This window comes from Dokdonella sp., assembly GCF_051958935.1.
Classification (GTDB): Bacteria; Pseudomonadota; Gammaproteobacteria; order Xanthomonadales; family Rhodanobacteraceae; genus Dokdonella_A.
The window spans coordinates 25,885-41,890 of the sequence record NZ_JBQCFP010000163.1; the positions used below are offsets into that span (position 1 = coordinate 25,885).

Below are 16,006 nucleotides of genomic sequence, written 5' to 3' on the forward strand. Positions count from 1 at the left end.
CATGCGCGCGATCTTCCTGGCGACCCTGTTCGTCGCGACCGGCGTCGCCCATGCCGGCGACCGCATCACCGGCGCGCCGTTCGCGACGCGTTCGGAAGTCATTGCCGTGCACGGCATGGTCGCGACCTCGCATCCGCTCGCGACGCAGGTCGGCCTGGACGTGCTCAAGCAGGGCGGTACCGCGATCGACGCGGCGATCGCCGCGAACGCGGCACTCGGGCTCATGGAGCCGGTGTCGAACGGCGTCGGCGGCGACCTGTTCGCGATCGTCTGGGATGCGAAGACGAGGAAACTGTACGGCTACAACGGCTCGGGGCGCTCGCCGAAGGGGCTCACGCTGAAGTGGTTCCAGGATCACGACTACAAGGCGATCCCGCCGCTCGGCCCGCTTCCCGTCAACGTGCCCGGCTGCGTCGATGCCTGGTTCGCGCTGCACGACCGCTTCGGCAAGCTGCCAATGAAGGATGTGCTCGCCCCGGCGATCGCCTACGCGCGCGAGGGATTCCCGGTGACGGAGCTCATCGCCTACTACTGGAACCTATCGGTGCCGCGCCTGGCGAAATTCCCGGGGTTCACCGAACAGTTCACGCTGGGCGGCAAGGCACCCGCGAAAGGGGAGATCTGGAAGAACCCGAACCTCGCCCACACGCTCGAAGCGATCGCCAAGGGCGGTCGCGACGCGTTCTACAAAGGCGCGATCGCGCACGCGATCGCCGACTACATGAAGGCGCAGGGCGGCTTCCTGGCTTACGACGACCTCGCCGCGCACAAGGGCGAGTGGGTCGAACCCATCTCGACCAATTACCGCGGCTACGACGTGTGGGAGCTGCCGCCGAACGGCCAGGGCCTCGCCGCGCTGCAGATGCTCAACATCCTCGAGGGCTACGACTTCTCGAAGATTCCGTTCGGCAGCACCGAGCACGTGCACCTGTTCGTCGAGGCTAAGAAGCTCGCGTTCGAGGACCGCGCGAAGTTCTACGCCGACCCCGATTTCGCCAAGGCACCGATCGACTGGCTCGTGTCGAAGGAATACGCGGCGGAGCGGCGCAAGCTGATTTCGCCCGACCGCGCGATGAAGGCGGCGGAGCCCGGCACGCACAAGCTCGACGGCGACACGATCTACATGACCACGGCGGACCGCTGGGGCAACATGGTCTCGCTGATCCAGTCGAACTACCGCGGCATGGGCTCGGGCATGTCGCCGCCGGGGCTCGGGTTCATCCTGCAGGATCGCGGCGAGCTGTTCGTGCTCGAGGAAGGCCACGCGAACACGTATGCGCCCGGCAAGCGCCCGTTCCACACGATCATTCCCGCGTTCATCACCAAGGATGGCGCGCCTTGGCTCAGCTTCGGCGTGATGGGCGGCGACATGCAGCCGCAGGGGCACGTCGAGATCGTGCAGAACCTCGTCGATTTCCACATGAACCTGCAGGAGGCCGGCGACGCGCCGCGCATCCAGCACGAGGGTTCGACCTCGCCGGAGGGCCAGGCCGCGCCGATGCAGGACGGCGGCTTCGTCGACCTGGAATCCGGTTTCCCGTACGAAACCGTGCGCGGCCTCATGCAGAAGGGGCACAGCGTTCGCTTCGCGAACGGGCCGTACGGCGGCTATCAGGCGATCGGCCGGGACGCGAAGAACCACGTCTACGTCGGCGCCTCCGAGGGTCGCAAGGACGGCCAGGCCGCCGGCTACTAGGCAGGCGAACGTCGGGCACGGTGCCAGCAGCCCGCGCCCGACGCGGCGGGGCGATGTTTGGCCCATGCCGGACCGCGGTGTACCCTTCCCCGCACTTTGCGTACCGGCGGAGGCGTTCATGCTGAAGGTCCTGGTGGCGAGTTCGAAGGGTGGCGCGGGCAAGAGCACGCTGGCGACCAACTTGGCCGCGTACTACGCGGTGGACGGCAAGAACACCGTCCTGGTCGACGCCGACCGCCAGGGCTCGTCGCTGCGCTGGAGCGAGAAGCGCTCGGTGCATCCGAACGCGGTGCTCGGCATCTCCGGCCTGCGCCGCGACTGGGAACGGCAGGTTCCCGAGGATGCGCAGCGCGTCGTCATCGACAGTGCGGCCGGTATCCGTCCCGGCGAGGTCGGCGACTGGCTCGAGAACGCCGACGTGCTGCTCGTGCCGGTGCTGCCGTCGGCGATCGACCTCGAGGCAACCCAGCCGTTCCTCGCCGAAGTCGCCGCGCTGCCGCGCGTGAAGAAGGGCAAGGTCGCGGTCGGGCTCGTCGCGAACCGGCTCAAGCCGTGGACCAACGCCTCGCAGCTCGCGGTCGAGGAAATCAGGGGCTTCCCGTTCCCGCTGGTCGCCGAGCTGCGCGACACGCAGGGCTACGTACTCGCCAATGCGCTCGGCAAGAGCATCTTCGACTACCACTCCGAGAACGTGCGCTCCCACCAGGAAGACTGGGCGAAGCTGCTGCGCTGGCTGAAGAAGCACACCTGACGTCTGCCATGGCGGGAGGCTGCGTCTGCGCCATGCCTTGACGCGGCTTTGCGCTTTCTTTGCAACGCGCCGGTCGGCGAGATGCTGCGCCATGCGTTGTGGGTGGGTGCGGCCGCCGTGGCCGCAGTGAAGAGCACCCTCCCATGCGAACCTCCACCCCCTTGCTGCTCGTTCTCGCGCTGGCAGCCGGCAGCGCCTGCGCCGCCGACGTGCCGGCCGACGGCGCCGCTTCGCGCGCCGCGCGGCGCGCGCAGTTCCAGCAACGCTTCCTCGACCAGGTCGATGCCGATCACGACGGCGTGGTCAGCCGCGCCGAGTACCGGGCCTGGATCGATGCCCGCTTCGACCGGCTCGACGCCAATGGCGATGGCCGCGTCGATGCGGACGAGATCGCCGCTTCGCCACAGGCCGCGCGACGCGCGCACAAGCGCTCCGAGCGCTTCATCGCGCGCTACGACACGACGGGCACCGGCAGCGTCGGCAAGGCCGATTTCGAAGCGAAGGCGATGGCGCGCTTCGATCGTGCCAGCGGCGGCGCCGATACGGTCGATGCGGCCCGATTGCTGCCGCGCCGCGGTATCGGGCGCCGCGACTCCAACGTCACGCCGGACGACGAAGGCTGACGGGGTCGGACGGACGACCGGAATCGCCCCAAAGCCGGCGTCCGTCCTTTTCCTGCTTGACCGCCGCGGGCTCGAATGCGGCATGATCGCGCATCGGACCAGCGAGGGACTCGTCGATGACGATGCGCGAAATCATCCTGTTGCGACATGCGCACGCCGAGGCCGCAGCTGCGGGCCAGGATGACGTGAGCCGCCCGCTCAGCCTGCGCGGCGAAGCCGAGGCCGATGCGGCCGGGGCCTGGCTCAAGCAGCACGCCGCCACACCCGTGCGCGTGCTGTGCTCGCCCACGGTGCGCACGCGCGCGACCTGCGAACGCGTGCTCGCCGCCCTCGGCTACGCGGACCTGCGCGTCGAGCCGCGCATCCACGAGGCGACACCGGCTACCTTGATCCGCGTGCTCGACGATCATGCGGACGCCGACACGGTGCTGCTGGTCGGCCACAACCCGGGCCTGGAGACGCTCGTCGCACTGCTCACCGAAGGCGCTTCGGATTCCGGTCGCGGCATGCCGCCGGGCGCAGTCGCCTGGCTCACGCTGCCCGCGGGCACGATCGAACCCGGCAGCGCGCGCGTGCGGCACTTCTGGTGGCCCTGACGAGCCCGCCATGGGCTTTCGCGTGCGCGCCTTGCTGTTCGCCTGCGGCCTCATCGGCGGCCATGCGGCATTCGCGGGCGAGTCCCCGCCGACCGGCGACATCATCCGGCTCGATGCGAGCCGCTCGGACGTGGGTTTCCGCGTCAAGGTGATGTGGCTGCTCGGCATTCGCGGACACTTCGGCAAGGTCGACGGTACCGTTCGCCTCGATCCGTTCCGCAACGAGTTGCGCGTCGACGCGCGCATCGACGCCGCGAGCGTGCGCATGGCCAGCGCTTCCTACGAGGAATGGGTGAAGTCGCCCGAGTTCTTCGACGCGGCCGCCCACCCGCAGATCGAATTCACCTCCGACGCGTTCCCGCGCGCACGCCTGCGCGCCGGCGGCGAGCTGCCCGGGCAGCTGACGGTGCGCGGCGTGCGCCAGCCGGTCCAGTTCGACCTAAAGCCGGCCGCATGCGATCGGCCCGCCTACGATTGCCCGATCCGCGTCGCCGGCGCCATCCGCCGCTCGATGTTCGGCATGGGCTCGCATCGCGGCACCCTCGCCGACAAGGTCGAACTCGATTTCACCGTGTACGCGCTACCGCCCCCGCGCGACGCTGCGCCGGCACCCGCACCCGGATGAACGGGCGGTCGCGTCGCCGCGCCCGCCCCGCCACGTGGGCGGTGCTGGCGATCCTGTTGCTGCTCGGCGGTTGCGGCCTCAACCGCCCGCTCGCGCGCCGGGCCGACGCGCTCGTCGCGGCGACGCGTCCGCAGGCGACCGACTGCACGCGCGAGGACTATTGTGCGATCGCCTCGCCGTACCACGAACTCGCCGCACGGGCGCGTGCCGACAGCGCGACCGGCGAGCCGGTGCACTATGTCAACGTGATCGAACGCGGCGAGGACTCGCTGCTGCTGCGCATCCACCTGATCCGCGCCGCGCGGCGCAGCATCGACATCCAGACTTTCATCTGGGCCGACGACGACGCCGGCTGGCTCGTGCTCGACGAACTCGCCGCCGCCGCGCGACGCGGCGTGCGCGTGCGCGTGCTGGCCGACCAGTTGTTCTCGCTCGACGACGTCGAATGGCTCGCGCGCATCGCCCGCACGCACGCGAACCTCGAGTTCCGCCTGTACAACCCGACCTTCTCCGAAGCGGTCACGCAGCCGCTCGAGTTCGCCGCAGGCCTGCTCTGCTGCTTCTCGCGCTTCAACCAGCGCATGCACAACAAGCTGCTGCTCGTCGACGGCGAGATCGGCATCGCCGGCGGACGGAACTACGAAAACCGCTACTTCGACTGGGACCAGGAGTTCGACTACCGCGACCGAGACGTGCTCGTGCTCGGGCCCGCCGCGGGCGCCGAGATGCAGGCGTCGTTCGACCGCTTCTGGGCGCACCCGCGCGCGGTGCCGCTGACCCGCCTCAACGACGTCAACCGCCGCATCGTCGCCGACGGTGCCACGCGTACGCCGCTGCAGCCGCTCGGCAGCGTCGACCGCGAACGCATCGAATCGTTGCGCGCACGCGCAGGCGACGAGGGCTACGTGCGCGCCGGATTCGCCGCCCAGGCGCTGCGCGTCGGCCGGGTCGACTACTTCTCGGACGCGCCCGACAAGGCGGCACGGCCGAACGACGCGGCGCTGCTCGAGCTCACCACGCGCATCAGCAGCCTGCTCGCCGGCGCCGAGCGGCGCATCGTGTTCGAGACGCCATATCTGGTGCTGAGCCGCCGCGCGCGCGAGGTGTTCCAGCAACTGCAGCGGCGCAAGCCGCCCGTCCAGGTGTTCGTGTCGACCAACTCGCTCGCAGCGACCGACGCCTTCTACGTCTACGCGCTCTCCTACAAGTACAAGAAGCGCTACCTCAAGCGCTACGGCTTCGAGATCCACGAGTTCAAGCCATTCCCCGAGGACGCACCCGAGTTCATCGCGGACTACGACCGGCTCGCCGGTGGCGGCAACACCGGGCGTTACCATCGCTACGGGCGCACGCCGCTCGTGCGCGGCGGCGTGCGCCTGGGCCTGCACGCGAAATCGATCGTCATCGACGACCGCATCAGCCTGATCGGCTCGCACAACTTCGATCCGCGTTCGGACGACTACAACACCGAGTCGGGTTTCATCATCTACGACACCCAGGTCGCCGCGCGCGTCGGCGCCGCGATCGAACGCAATGCGGCGCCAGGCAACGCGTGGACGATCGCCAAGCGTCGCCGCGGCGGCCTGCTCGGGCGCATCAACAACGCGATCGGTGACCTCTCGACCTCGCTGCCGCTGTTCGACCTGTGGCCGTTCCGCTATGCGAGCAGCTTCGAACTCGCGCCCGGTTGCGCCCCGTCGCGACCCGGCACGCCCGGGTTCTACGCCTGCCACGTCGACGTCGGCGACTTCCCCGAGGTCGACCTGCCGCTGAAGACGATCTACACGCGCATCGTGACCGCGTTCGGCGCGGGCCTGGTCGGCATCCTTTGAGGCAGCGCGGGCAGCGCGCCCGCCGCGATCCCGCAAGCACGGCGATTGACGCCCCCGGCCGGGGTAGCTAGTCTTCCCGTCCGCTTTTTCGTCGGAGTTGATCCATGTCGCTGGCCATCACCATCGAGCTCGGCGATGCCGACCTCCAGCACTTCATCGACGCCATGCAGCGCTCGCAACAGGAGTCGAAGAACCTGTCCGCGCAGCAGATCACCGAAGCGGCTTCCCGCCTGCTCGCCGACGGCCATGCGATCAAGCTGCCCCACTTCATCGCCGATCGCCTGCAGAAGCTCGACAGCATGATCGCGATGGTCAACGACGAAGGCTTCGCCCTGCCTGAAGAGGACAGGCAGCACGTGCTCGCGTGCCTGACCTACTTCGCCAATCCGCAGGACATCATCCCCGACAGCGTGCCGGTGCTCGGCTTCCTCGACGACGCGATCATGATCGAGTTGTGCGTGAAGGAACTGCAGCACGAAGTCGAGGCCTACGAGGACTTCGTCGCCTACCGCAAGCAGGAAGCGGCCGCGCACGGCGTCGACCCGTCTTCGCTCAAGACCCAGCGCGTCGAATGGGCCGAGGCCCGCCGCCTCGAACTCATCGACCGCATGCGCAAGCGCCGCGGCCAGAGCTACCAGAGCTCGGGCGGCTGGAGGCCGGTGCTGTTCTCGTTCCGCGGCTGAACGCCGCGACCGCGTGTATTCCCGAAGGGCCGCTCACGCGGCCCTTCGCATTTGCGGCGGCGAGGAACCGGTCAGCCGTGCAGCGATGCGAGCACGCCCGGGAACATCGCCAGCGCGAAGGCGATCGCCGCGATCGGCAAGCCGAGCATGACGATGTTGACGAGCCAGCCCCACCACGGCATCGGCGGGCGCGCCGCCGGCATCGGCTCACCCGGCTGCACCTCGCGAAAGACGACGTAGGTGGAAGCCATGAGATCGTGCAGGCCCTGCTTGCGCTCGGTGAAGCCCGCCATGAGGAAACCGACGTAGAAGATCGCGCCTGACACGATCTTGCCGAAGTAGCGCCCCGTCGCCCGTCCGAAGCCGATGCGTGCGCCGACGTCGTCGACGACCTTGAGCCCGAGTGCGCGCTTGCCCGGCGTCGCCTGCATCGCACCGGCCTCGAACAGCGCGAAGTACAGCCACTGGCCGACGAAAGCGATGACGAAGAACAGCAGCATCGAACCGATCGCGGCCGCCATGCCCGCGCCGGCATCGTTCATCGTGGCGAGGCTGCCGACCGCACCGACTCCGACACCGACCTGCACCGCGCCGAGGACGATGCCGATCAGGAGGCCATCGATGAGGGCGGCCGCGACGCGCCGCCAGAAGCCGGCATGGACGGTATCGCCGGCGGGCAACGGCTGCGGCGTCACCGCGGTCGGGGTCGCGACCGCGGCGAGGTTGTGCCCGTAGTCGGCCTTGGAGGTCGGCTTGTAGGCACGCGTGGTGTCGCGCGACGTGAAGGCATTCTCATCGAACGCCTGCGCCGGCGGTTCGGCGGGCGCCGCGGGCGGCGGCGTGCTGAAGTCCGAATACGGACGCCAGGCCGAGGAGCCGACTTCGGCGACCGACAGCCGCATCGGCCACAGGCCGCGCTCGATGCGGTCGTCGACGAACACGCGCGGCATCGGGCCACGCGGGGTATTGGCAAGCACGACGAACAGGTTCGCGCGCTCGTCCGGCGCACACACCTCGGCTTCGGCGCCAAGTGCGGCGATGCCGGCCTGCAGGGTCTGCAGCTTGCCGAGGTCGTCGCCCTGCTTGATCGCCAGCGGCGCGCGCGCGACGAGCTGCGTGCGCAGCTTGTCGAGGTCCATGCGGAAATAGGTGGCGAGCGCGGGCCATACGGTTTCCTCCGCATGCCCGGGCAGGACGTCACCGGTGAGGACCAGCGCGTAGGTGCTGTTTTCCATCGAGTACCTCGCTTGCGGTGAGGGGCCCGGCGTCCGCGGACGCCTGGCCGCCCGCCAGTCTAAGGCCGTTCCAGGATCGCCGTGACGCCCATGCCGCCGGCCGTGCAGATCGAGATGAGGCCACGGCCGCGCCCCTTCTCCTCGAGCAGCTTCGCAAGCGTCGCGACGATGCGCGCACCGGTTGCGGCGAACGGATGGCCCGCGGCGAGGCTCGAGCCGTTCACATTGAGCCTGGCCGGATCGATCGAACCGAGCGGCTGGTCGAGACCGAGGCGGTTGCGGCAGTAGTCGGCCGATTCCCAGGCGCGCAACGTGCACAGCACCTGCGCCGCGAACGCCTCGTGGATTTCGTAGAAGTCGAAGTCCTGCAATCCGAGGCCGGCGGCCGCGAGCATGCGAGGTACGGCGACCGTCGGCGCCATGAGCAGGCCTTCGCCGTGCACGAAATCGACCGCGGCGACCTGCGCATGGGTGAGATAGGCCTGTACCGACAGGCCACGCGCCGCGGCCCATTCGTCGCTCGCGATCAGCACCGCGGCGCTGCCGTCGGACAGTGCCGTCGAATTGCCCGCGGTCAGCGTGCCGCGGCCGGAGGTCTTGTCGAACGCGGGCTTGAGTGCGGCGAGTTTCTCGAGCGATGTATCCGGACGCAGGATGTTGTCGCGCTCGACGCCGCGGAACGGCACGACGAGATCCTTGAAGAACCCGCGCTCGTAGGCGGCCGCGAGCTTCCGGTGGCTCGCGAGCGTGAGGCGATCCTGTTCCTCGCGCCCGATGTTCCATTCGCGCGCCATGAGCTCGCAGTGCTCGCCCATCGACTTGCCCGTGCGCGGCTCGGCGACGCCGGGGAACGACGGCTTGAGGTCACCGAACGAGAACCCCCTGAAGGCGACCTTTGCCTTGTCCGCCGGGGTTTTCGCGCGATTCACCGCGAGCAGGCGCTGCTGGAGCGCACGCGAGTAGACGATCGGCACGTCGCTGGTGGTGTCGGCGCCGCCGGCGATGCCCGCCTCGATCTGACCGGACGCGATCTTCTGCGCGATCAGGATCGCATTGTCGAGCGACGTGCCGCAGGCACGCGCGGTGGTGAGGCCGGGCGTGGTCGGCGCGAGGCCGGAGGACAGCGTGGCCTCGCGCGCGAGGTTCCAGTCGGAGGCATGCTTGATGACCGAGCCGTACGCGACTTCGCCGAGTTCGACGCCGTGCAGGCCGAATCGCTCGACCAGCGCACCGAGCGTCTTCACCGCCATGCCGAAGTTGCCGACCTCCGCATAGGCCGTATTGTTGCGGCAGAACGGGATACGCACGCCGCCGATGATGCCTGCCCGCTTCAAGTTGTCTCCTTCGTCCGTCGGCGAAGCCCCGTCGCGGCTCCCGCGCCCGATTGTATGACGCGGCGGCGCCGCGCGCGCCTCAGGCGAGCGCCGCCGGCAACGGCCCCCAGTGGGCTTCGTTGTGGCGCCACAGCTCGCGGTACCAGACCCGGAACATCGCGATCTCCTCGCCGCGCGAGTCGTCGCCGAGCGCGTCGATCATCGCCTGCGGATGCAGGCCCTCGCCGGTGACGCGGATCATCGCGTCGAACAGCTCCGTCCACAGTGGCGTGTACGCGATGTTCACGGCGTCACGGGCGAGGCGGGCGCGTTCGGCCGCGGCGTCGCGACTGCCGCCGCGCTTCATCGCCACGCTCTGCACCCACGGCGAATCGGTGTACGTCTGCAGTACCTCGAAGCCGCAGTGCTCGAGGCAGATGCGCACCTCTTCCGGCGTCGAAAACTGGTTGCGCGCGACGTCCTTGCGCTGCCCCGGGTCGGCGTTCCGGTACTGGCCCACTTCCAGCGCGAAGCGGCGCCAGCCGACCGGATGGGCGAGGTTCCAAGTGTCGAAGAACAGCAGGCCGCCCGGCTTCAGCACGCGCGCGAGCTCCTCGAGGTAGAGCAGGAAGTCTTCCTTGTCCATGTGGATGAAGACCGCCACGCAATAGGCCTTGTCGAAGCTGTCCGTGGCGAGCGACTCGAGGCTGCTGCGGCGCAGTTCGGTGAAGCCGACATTGGCCAGGCCCGCAAGCCGTTCGCGCGCGACGCCGAGCATGTTCGCGGAGATGTCCGCGCCTTCCCAGTGCGCGACCTTCGGCGCGAGTTCGCGGCCGATGCGGCCGACGCCGCAGCCGAGTTCGAGCACGCGATCGCCGGGCTCCAGTGCAAGCGCAGCGGCGACCTGGCGCGCGGTATAGGCACCCGTCAGGCGCGCGACGTCCTCGTTCGCGCTGCCGTCCACCGCGATGAACGCGCCGGTGCGGGTGCTGGCCTTGTTGTCCCAGAATGACTTGTAGTTCTTCGCTTCCATCGCGTGGTCGATCGCTGCGGCGCCTTGGAGGCGACGATGGTAATGCATCCCGCCCGGCTACCGCAGGGCGCCGCCGGCGGCCTCGTACAGTCGATAGGCGGTTTCTTGCATGCCGAGCGCGACGTAGGTGGCCTGGGCGCGGGCATTGTCACGTTCGACGTACAGGCGCAGGCCGATCGCTTCGGGGGCTTGGGCGAGGCGCGCGCGCACCGCGTCGTGAAGCGCCCGGAATACCCCGCAGCGGCGCGCCCCGGGCACGACGTAGACGCTCTGCAGCCACCACCATTCGCCGTTGCGCCAGTCGCTCCATTCGTAGGTCACGAGCAGGCAGCCGAGGGCCTCGCCGGCCCGTTCGCACACGAGGTAGAAGCCACGCCGCGGCTCGCCGAGCACGGTGGCGATGCCGCGCTCGAGTACGGCGCGGTCGAGCTGCTTGTGCTCGGTTTCGAGCGCCATCGCCGCATTGCTGTCGGCGATGAAACGAAGGTCGGAGGCGATGGCGGAACGGACGTGCAGGATGTCGGACATGCGTATTCCCAGGTCAGGAGCGACGGCGGCGCGAGCTGCCGAGTTTGCGGGTCACCGTGTTGCGGCCGAGCCCGAGCGCACGCGCGGCGTTCTGGCGGTGGCCGCCATGCGCGGCGAGTGCCGCATCGAGCAGGACGCGCTCGAGTACCTCGTCCGCTTCGCGATAGAGGTCGGTCGCGCCCGCGCCGAGGCGCTGCTCGGCCCAGCGCCGCAGCGCAGCCTCCCAGCCCGCCGGCTCGGCTTGCGCGGCCGCATGCACGATCGACGGCGGCAGGTCGCCGACGCCGACCTCGCGCCCCGGGGCGAGCACGGCGAGCCGGCGGCAGAGGTTCTCGAGCTGGCGCACGTTGCCCGGCCAGGCGTAGCCGCGCAGGGCGCCGAGGGCGGCCGGCGTGAAGTGCTTGGGTTCGCCGCCCGCGAGCGCCGCGGCGCGTGCGAGGAAGTGCTCGGCGAGCAGCGGCACGTCGTCGGCCCGCGCCCGCAGCGCCGGCACCTCGAGGCGCACCACGTCGAGCCGGTGCAACAGGTCGGCGCGGAACTCGCCGCGCGCGACCTTGGCGTCGAGATCCTGGTGGGTCGCGGCGATCACGCGCACGTCGGCACGGATCAGCTCGCGGCCGCCGACACGATAGAACTCGCCGGCCGCGAGCACGCGCAGCAGGCGCGTCTGCAACGCGAGCGGCATGTCGCCGATCTCGTCGAGGAACAGGGTGCCGCGCTCGGCCTGCTCGAAGCGGCCGGCATGGCGCCGCGCGGCGCCCGTGAACGCACCCGCTTCGTGGCCGAAGAGTTCCGATTCGAGCAGTTCGCTCGGTATCGCGGCGGTATTGAGCGCGACGAACGGCTGGCCTGCGCGCGCACTCTCGCGATGCAGGGCGCGTGCGACGAGCTCCTTGCCGGTGCCGGTCTCGCCCGTGACGAGTGCGCCGAGCCCGCTCGCGGCGACGCGCCCGATCGCGCGGAACAACTCGCGCATCGCCGCGCTGCGGCCGATGAGTTCGTGCTCGGCGTAGGCGGCGACGGGCGGCAGCGGCGCGCCCACGGGGTGCTGCGCGAGCGCGCGCCGCGCGGACGCGACGGCCTGGTCGAGATCGAACGGCTTGGGCAGGTAGTCGAACGCGCCGAGGCGATAGGCCGACGCCGTCGTCGCGACATCGGTGAATGCGCTCATCACGATCACCGGCAGGCGTGGCCACTGCGCGACGACGCGCTCGAGCAGCTTGAGGCCGCTCGCGCCAGCCATGCGCACGTCGGTGAACAGGAGGTCCGGGCTCACCTCGGCCAGTGCGGCGAGTGCGGTCTCGGCGCCGTCGAACTCGCGCGCGTCGAAGCCGGCCTCGCGCAGCGCGGCCGCGAGCACGAGCCGTACCGCGCGGTCGTCGTCGACGATCCAGGCGAGGGGCGCGGCGCTCATGCGTCGTTCCGTTTCATTCGTTCACCGGCAGCCACAGGCTGAATACGGTGGCGCCGGGCCGGCTCGTGTGCGCGAGGTCGCCACCGTGTTCCCGCGCGATCTCGCGCGCCAGCGCCAGGCCGAGCCCGCTGCCACCGGCCCGGCCCGACACCAGCGGCTCGTACAAGGTGTCGGCGAGTTCGGCGGGCACGCCGCGGCCATCGTCGCCGACATCGATGCGCGCAGCGAGGCGCACGACACGATCGCCGATGCGTGCGGCGTGCTCGACGCGCGTACGGAACACGAGTTCGTTCGCGCCGGCTTCGAGCGCGTTGCGCACGAGATTGAGCAGCGCCTGCACCAGGCGATCGGCATCGAGCTGCGCCACTGGCAGGCTCGGGTCGTAGTCGCGGCGCAGGCGCAGCGGCGCCGCCGCGGACGCCACCGCCAACGCAGCGGCGCGCTCGACCACCTCGTGCACGTTCACGCGCGCGAGACGCGGCTTCGCACCTGCGTGCAGCAGGCGCTCGGAAAGGTTGGCGAGGCGATCGACCTCGGCGACGATGAGTCCGGCGAGTTCGCGCTCGTCGTCTCCGGCGACCCGGCGCTGCAGCAGCTGCGCCGCGCCGCGCATTCCGGCCAGCGGTCCGCGCACTTCATGGGCGAAGCCGCGCAGCGATCCGGACAGGCGGGTCGCCGCGGCGGGTTCGACCGCGACCGGCAGCACCTCGAAAAGCAGCGTGGCCGCATCGAGCGGTGTCAGCGCGAGATCGGCACCGCGGTCGCCGATGGCGGTTCGCACCCGCGCCTCGCGCAACCACACGCGGCGCTGTTCTGCGAATGCCCGTTCGACCGCCTCGCTCAGCAGCGGCGGACGTGCATCGAGAAGCGCGAGCGCCTCGCCCCGCCAACCACGCGCGGCGACACCACCGAACCAATCGCGCAGCGCGGGATTGGCCGCCAGCAGTGCATGGCTGCGGGCGACGATCGCCATCGGCGTCGCCGACTGTTCGGACAAGGTCCAGCCGGGTACAGCAGTCGGCGCCGTCACGAGGTCGACAGGGCTCATTGCACCATTGTAGTGCAATGCATCCACGGCGCCAGCCTGAATCGTCGCCACACTGAAAATTTCGTTATTCACTCGTGGGTTAGGCCACCCGACCTACGTTGGGCGCACGACCCGCCGGGATCGTCGCGCCATGCGGCGTGTTACCGAAAGGAGGTACCCATGAATACCCAGACTTTCCGTATGTCGACCCTTGCGCTCGCCACGCTGCTGACCTTCGGCGGCGCCAGCATCGCCGCCGCGGCCGAACCGGCAGCGACGCCGAACAACGAAACGGCCACCAAGTCCGACCAGCCGATCACCGACACCTGGATCACCACCAAGGTGAAGTCGGAACTGGCGACGACCGACGGCGTGAAGAGCATGGACATCGACGTCAAGACGGTCGACGGCACCGTCACCCTGACCGGTGTGCTCGCCAATGACGTCGCCGTGCAGAAGGCGGTCGCCGCGGCGAAGAGCGTGAAGGGCGTCAAGAACGTCGACTCGAGCGGCCTGAAGTCGCACAACTGATCGACGCGATCCACGAGGAGAACGCAATGAACGAGGACAAGATCAAGGGCCAGTGGAAGCAGCTCGCCGGCAAGCTCAAGGCGAAGTGGGGCAAGCTGACCGACGACGACCTGCAGGTCGCCGAAGGCAACAGCGAGTACCTCGCCGGCCGCATCCAGGAGCGCTACGGCATCGCCAAGGACGAGGCGCAGCGCCAGATCAGCGAGTTCGATCGCACGCTGTAAGGAATCGACGCAGCAGGGAAGCATCGATGGAGGGCGGCGCTTGCGCCGCCCTCTTTTTTTGCGTGCGGAGCGGCTGATCCTCGACTCGAGGATCACGTGAAAGTGCACAGTGCCGGCATTCCGCCGAAAGCCGGTATGCAGCTCCTGTTGCGGTGCGTGGACGCTCGGCCCGGCGTTCGCCGGGCCGACAGTGAGGTGCCTGCCGCTGCTGCTCCTCTGCTCCCTGCCCACCGATCCCCCTCGGCGCCTGCGCCCGAAAGGGCCCGAAGTGGCGCGCGAGAGACCGCGTACCGTGCGCCCGGTGGCGCGGAGTTCAGATCGCGTAGTACATCTGGTACTCGAGCGGATGCGTCGCCGCGCGGAACCGCGTGACCTCCTGCATCTTGAGCTCGATGTACGCGTCGATGAGGTCGTCGCTGAACACGCCGCCCGCCTTGAGGAAGCCGCGATCCTTGTCGAGCGCCTCGAGTGCCATGTCGAGCGAATGGCACACGGTCGGGATGTTCTTTTCCTCTTCCGGCGGCAGGTCGTACAGGTCCTTGTCGGCCGGCGCGCCCGGGTCGATCTTGTTGAGGATGCCGTCGAGGCCGGCCATCATCAGCGCGGTGAACGTGAGATATCCCGACTGCATCGGGTCGGGGAAGCGTACCTCGATGCGACGCGCCTTCGGGCTGTGCACGAACGGGATGCGACAGCTCGCCGAGCGGTTGCGCGCCGAGTACGCGAGCATCACGGGTGCCTCGAAATGGGGCACGAGGCGCTTGTAGCTGTTGGTGGTCGCATTGGCGAACGCGTTGATCGCGCGCGCGTGCTTGAAGATGCCACCGATGTAGTACAGCGCGGTCTGCGACAGGCCGCCGTAGAGGTCGCCCGCGAACAGGTTCTGGCCGCCCTTCGCCAGCGACTGGTGCACGTGCATGCCCGAACCGTTGTCGCCGACGATCGGCTTGGGCATGAACGTGACGGTCTTGCCGTTCTGGTGCGCGACGTTCTTGATGACGTACTTCATCGCCATGAGTTCGTCGGCCTTGCGCACGAGCGTATTGAAGCGCGTGCCGATCTCGCACTGGCCGGCAGTGGCCACCTCGTGGTGGTGCACCTCGACGGTCATGCCGACCTGCTCGAGCACCTTGCACATCTCGCTGCGCAGGTCCTGGAACGAGTCGGCCGGCGGCACCGGGAAGTAGCCGCCCTTGATGCCCGGGCGGTAGCCGCTATTGGCGCCTTCGAGCTTCGCCGACGACGACCAGTGGCCTTCCTCCGACTCGATCTCGAAGAAGGTCTTGTGCATGTCGTTCTGCCAGCGCACGCCATCGAAGATGAAGAACTCGGGTTCGGGGCCGAAGAACGCGGTATCGGCGATGCCGGTCGACTTGAGGAACGCCTCGGCGCGCTTGGCGACCGAGCGCGGGTCGCGCGAATACGCCTGCATCGTGCTCGGCTCGAGCACGTCGCACTGCAGCACCAGTGTCTTGTCGGCCATGAACGGGTCGATGAACGCGGCATCGGCGTCGGGCAGCAACACCATGTCCGACTCGTTGATGCCCTTCCAGCCGGCGATCGAGGAGCCATCGAACATCTTGCCGTCCTCGAACAGCGACTCGTCGACCGAATGCGCTGGGAAGGTCACGTGGTGCTGCTTGCCGAGCATGTCGGCGAAGCGCAGGTCGACGAATTCGACCTCGTGATCCTTGATCATCTTGAGTACGTTCTGGGCGGGCATGCGGAGCCTCGGCTAAGGGAAGGACGGCCTGTTACAGCAACCCGCATGCCAAAGCATGAAAACCGCGTCGTGTCGTGCTTTTCCCCATAGCTCACCGCTTTCAGGGAGCTCGTTCGCACCAACATGGTGCTTGGTTCCGACTAGCTAGCACCGACGTGGTGCGGCTGTCCGC

General features: G+C 69.0%; 16 protein-coding genes. 9 read left to right on the forward strand and 7 right to left on the reverse strand.

Translation table 11 applies throughout. The features are described from left to right. The first annotated feature begins 1 nt into the window (after window position 1). The 7 genes from ggt to ACTHK2_RS15500 all read left to right on the forward strand — a co-directional run bounded on the left by ggt (window position 2) and on the right by ACTHK2_RS15500 (window position 6,806). Window positions 2-1,696, forward strand: a complete 1,695-nt coding sequence (gene ggt / locus ACTHK2_RS15470) for a gamma-glutamyltransferase (protein ID WP_440246615.1) — start codon at window positions 2-4, stop codon at window positions 1,694-1,696. A gap of 118 nt (window positions 1,697-1,814) precedes the next feature. Beyond that, on the forward strand, window positions 1,815-2,447 hold the full coding sequence (locus ACTHK2_RS15475; RefSeq protein WP_440246616.1) for a nucleotide-binding protein: 633 nt from the start codon (window positions 1,815-1,817) through the stop codon (window positions 2,445-2,447). Window positions 2,448-2,590: 143 nt separating this feature from the next. Beyond that, the gene (locus ACTHK2_RS15480; protein WP_440246617.1) at window positions 2,591-3,070 is read left to right on the forward strand and encodes a hypothetical protein; all 480 of its coding nucleotides are present in this window, start codon (window positions 2,591-2,593) and stop codon (window positions 3,068-3,070) included. A 122-nt stretch (window positions 3,071-3,192) separates the two neighbouring features. Next, the gene (locus tag ACTHK2_RS15485; protein WP_440246646.1) at window positions 3,193-3,666 is read left to right on the forward strand and encodes a SixA phosphatase family protein; all 474 of its coding nucleotides are present in this window, start codon (window positions 3,193-3,195) and stop codon (window positions 3,664-3,666) included. A 10-nt stretch (window positions 3,667-3,676) separates the two neighbouring features. Further along, window positions 3,677-4,291, forward strand: coding sequence for a YceI family protein (locus tag ACTHK2_RS15490; RefSeq protein WP_440246618.1), 615 nt, complete (start codon window positions 3,677-3,679; stop codon window positions 4,289-4,291). Window positions 4,292-4,332: 41 nt separating this feature from the next. Further along, the gene (locus ACTHK2_RS15495; RefSeq protein ID WP_440246619.1) at window positions 4,333-6,123 is read left to right on the forward strand and encodes a phospholipase D-like domain-containing protein; all 1,791 of its coding nucleotides are present in this window, start codon (window positions 4,333-4,335) and stop codon (window positions 6,121-6,123) included. A gap of 104 nt (window positions 6,124-6,227) precedes the next feature. Then, window positions 6,228-6,806 (forward strand): YkvA family protein, encoded by a 579-nt coding sequence (locus tag ACTHK2_RS15500; RefSeq protein ID WP_440246620.1) that lies wholly within the window; start codon window positions 6,228-6,230, stop codon window positions 6,804-6,806. Between the two features lie 71 nt (window positions 6,807-6,877). Here ACTHK2_RS15500 and ACTHK2_RS15505 read toward each other — a convergent pair whose 3' ends face one another. The 6 genes from ACTHK2_RS15505 to ACTHK2_RS15530 all read right to left on the reverse strand — a co-directional run bounded on the left by ACTHK2_RS15505 (window position 6,878) and on the right by ACTHK2_RS15530 (window position 13,377). Next, on the reverse strand, window positions 6,878-8,041 hold the full coding sequence (locus tag ACTHK2_RS15505) for an RDD family protein (RefSeq protein ID WP_440246621.1): 1,164 nt from the start codon (window positions 8,039-8,041) through the stop codon (window positions 6,878-6,880). A gap of 59 nt (window positions 8,042-8,100) precedes the next feature. Beyond that, window positions 8,101-9,375, reverse strand: a complete 1,275-nt coding sequence (locus ACTHK2_RS15510) for an acetyl-CoA C-acetyltransferase (protein ID WP_440246622.1) — start codon at window positions 9,373-9,375, stop codon at window positions 8,101-8,103. A gap of 79 nt (window positions 9,376-9,454) precedes the next feature. Continuing rightward, the gene (locus tag ACTHK2_RS15515; RefSeq protein ID WP_440246623.1) at window positions 9,455-10,435 is read right to left on the reverse strand and encodes a class I SAM-dependent methyltransferase; all 981 of its coding nucleotides are present in this window, start codon (window positions 10,433-10,435) and stop codon (window positions 9,455-9,457) included. A gap of 9 nt (window positions 10,436-10,444) precedes the next feature. Next, window positions 10,445-10,915, reverse strand: a complete 471-nt coding sequence (locus tag ACTHK2_RS15520; protein WP_440246624.1) for a GNAT family N-acetyltransferase — start codon at window positions 10,913-10,915, stop codon at window positions 10,445-10,447. A 13-nt stretch (window positions 10,916-10,928) separates the two neighbouring features. Then, on the reverse strand, window positions 10,929-12,329 hold the full coding sequence (gene ntrC, locus ACTHK2_RS15525) for a nitrogen regulation protein NR(I) (RefSeq protein WP_440246625.1): 1,401 nt from the start codon (window positions 12,327-12,329) through the stop codon (window positions 10,929-10,931). A 13-nt stretch (window positions 12,330-12,342) separates the two neighbouring features. After that, window positions 12,343-13,377, reverse strand: coding sequence for a two-component system sensor histidine kinase NtrB (locus tag ACTHK2_RS15530; protein WP_440246626.1), 1,035 nt, complete (start codon window positions 13,375-13,377; stop codon window positions 12,343-12,345). A gap of 159 nt (window positions 13,378-13,536) precedes the next feature. Here ACTHK2_RS15530 and ACTHK2_RS15535 point away from each other — a divergent pair, with 159 nt between their 5' ends. Continuing rightward, window positions 13,537-13,887, forward strand: a complete 351-nt coding sequence (locus ACTHK2_RS15535; protein WP_440246627.1) for a BON domain-containing protein — start codon at window positions 13,537-13,539, stop codon at window positions 13,885-13,887. Window positions 13,888-13,913: 26 nt separating this feature from the next. Next, window positions 13,914-14,111: a CsbD family protein gene (locus ACTHK2_RS15540; RefSeq protein ID WP_440246628.1), complete on the forward strand. Its 198-nt coding sequence runs from the start codon at window positions 13,914-13,916 to the stop codon at window positions 14,109-14,111. Between the two features lie 313 nt (window positions 14,112-14,424). Here ACTHK2_RS15540 and glnA read toward each other — a convergent pair whose 3' ends face one another. Then, entirely contained in the window at window positions 14,425-15,834 is a 1,410-nt protein-coding gene (gene glnA, locus ACTHK2_RS15545; protein ID WP_440246629.1) for a type I glutamate--ammonia ligase, read from the reverse strand. Window positions 15,835-16,006: the final 172 nt, after the last annotated feature.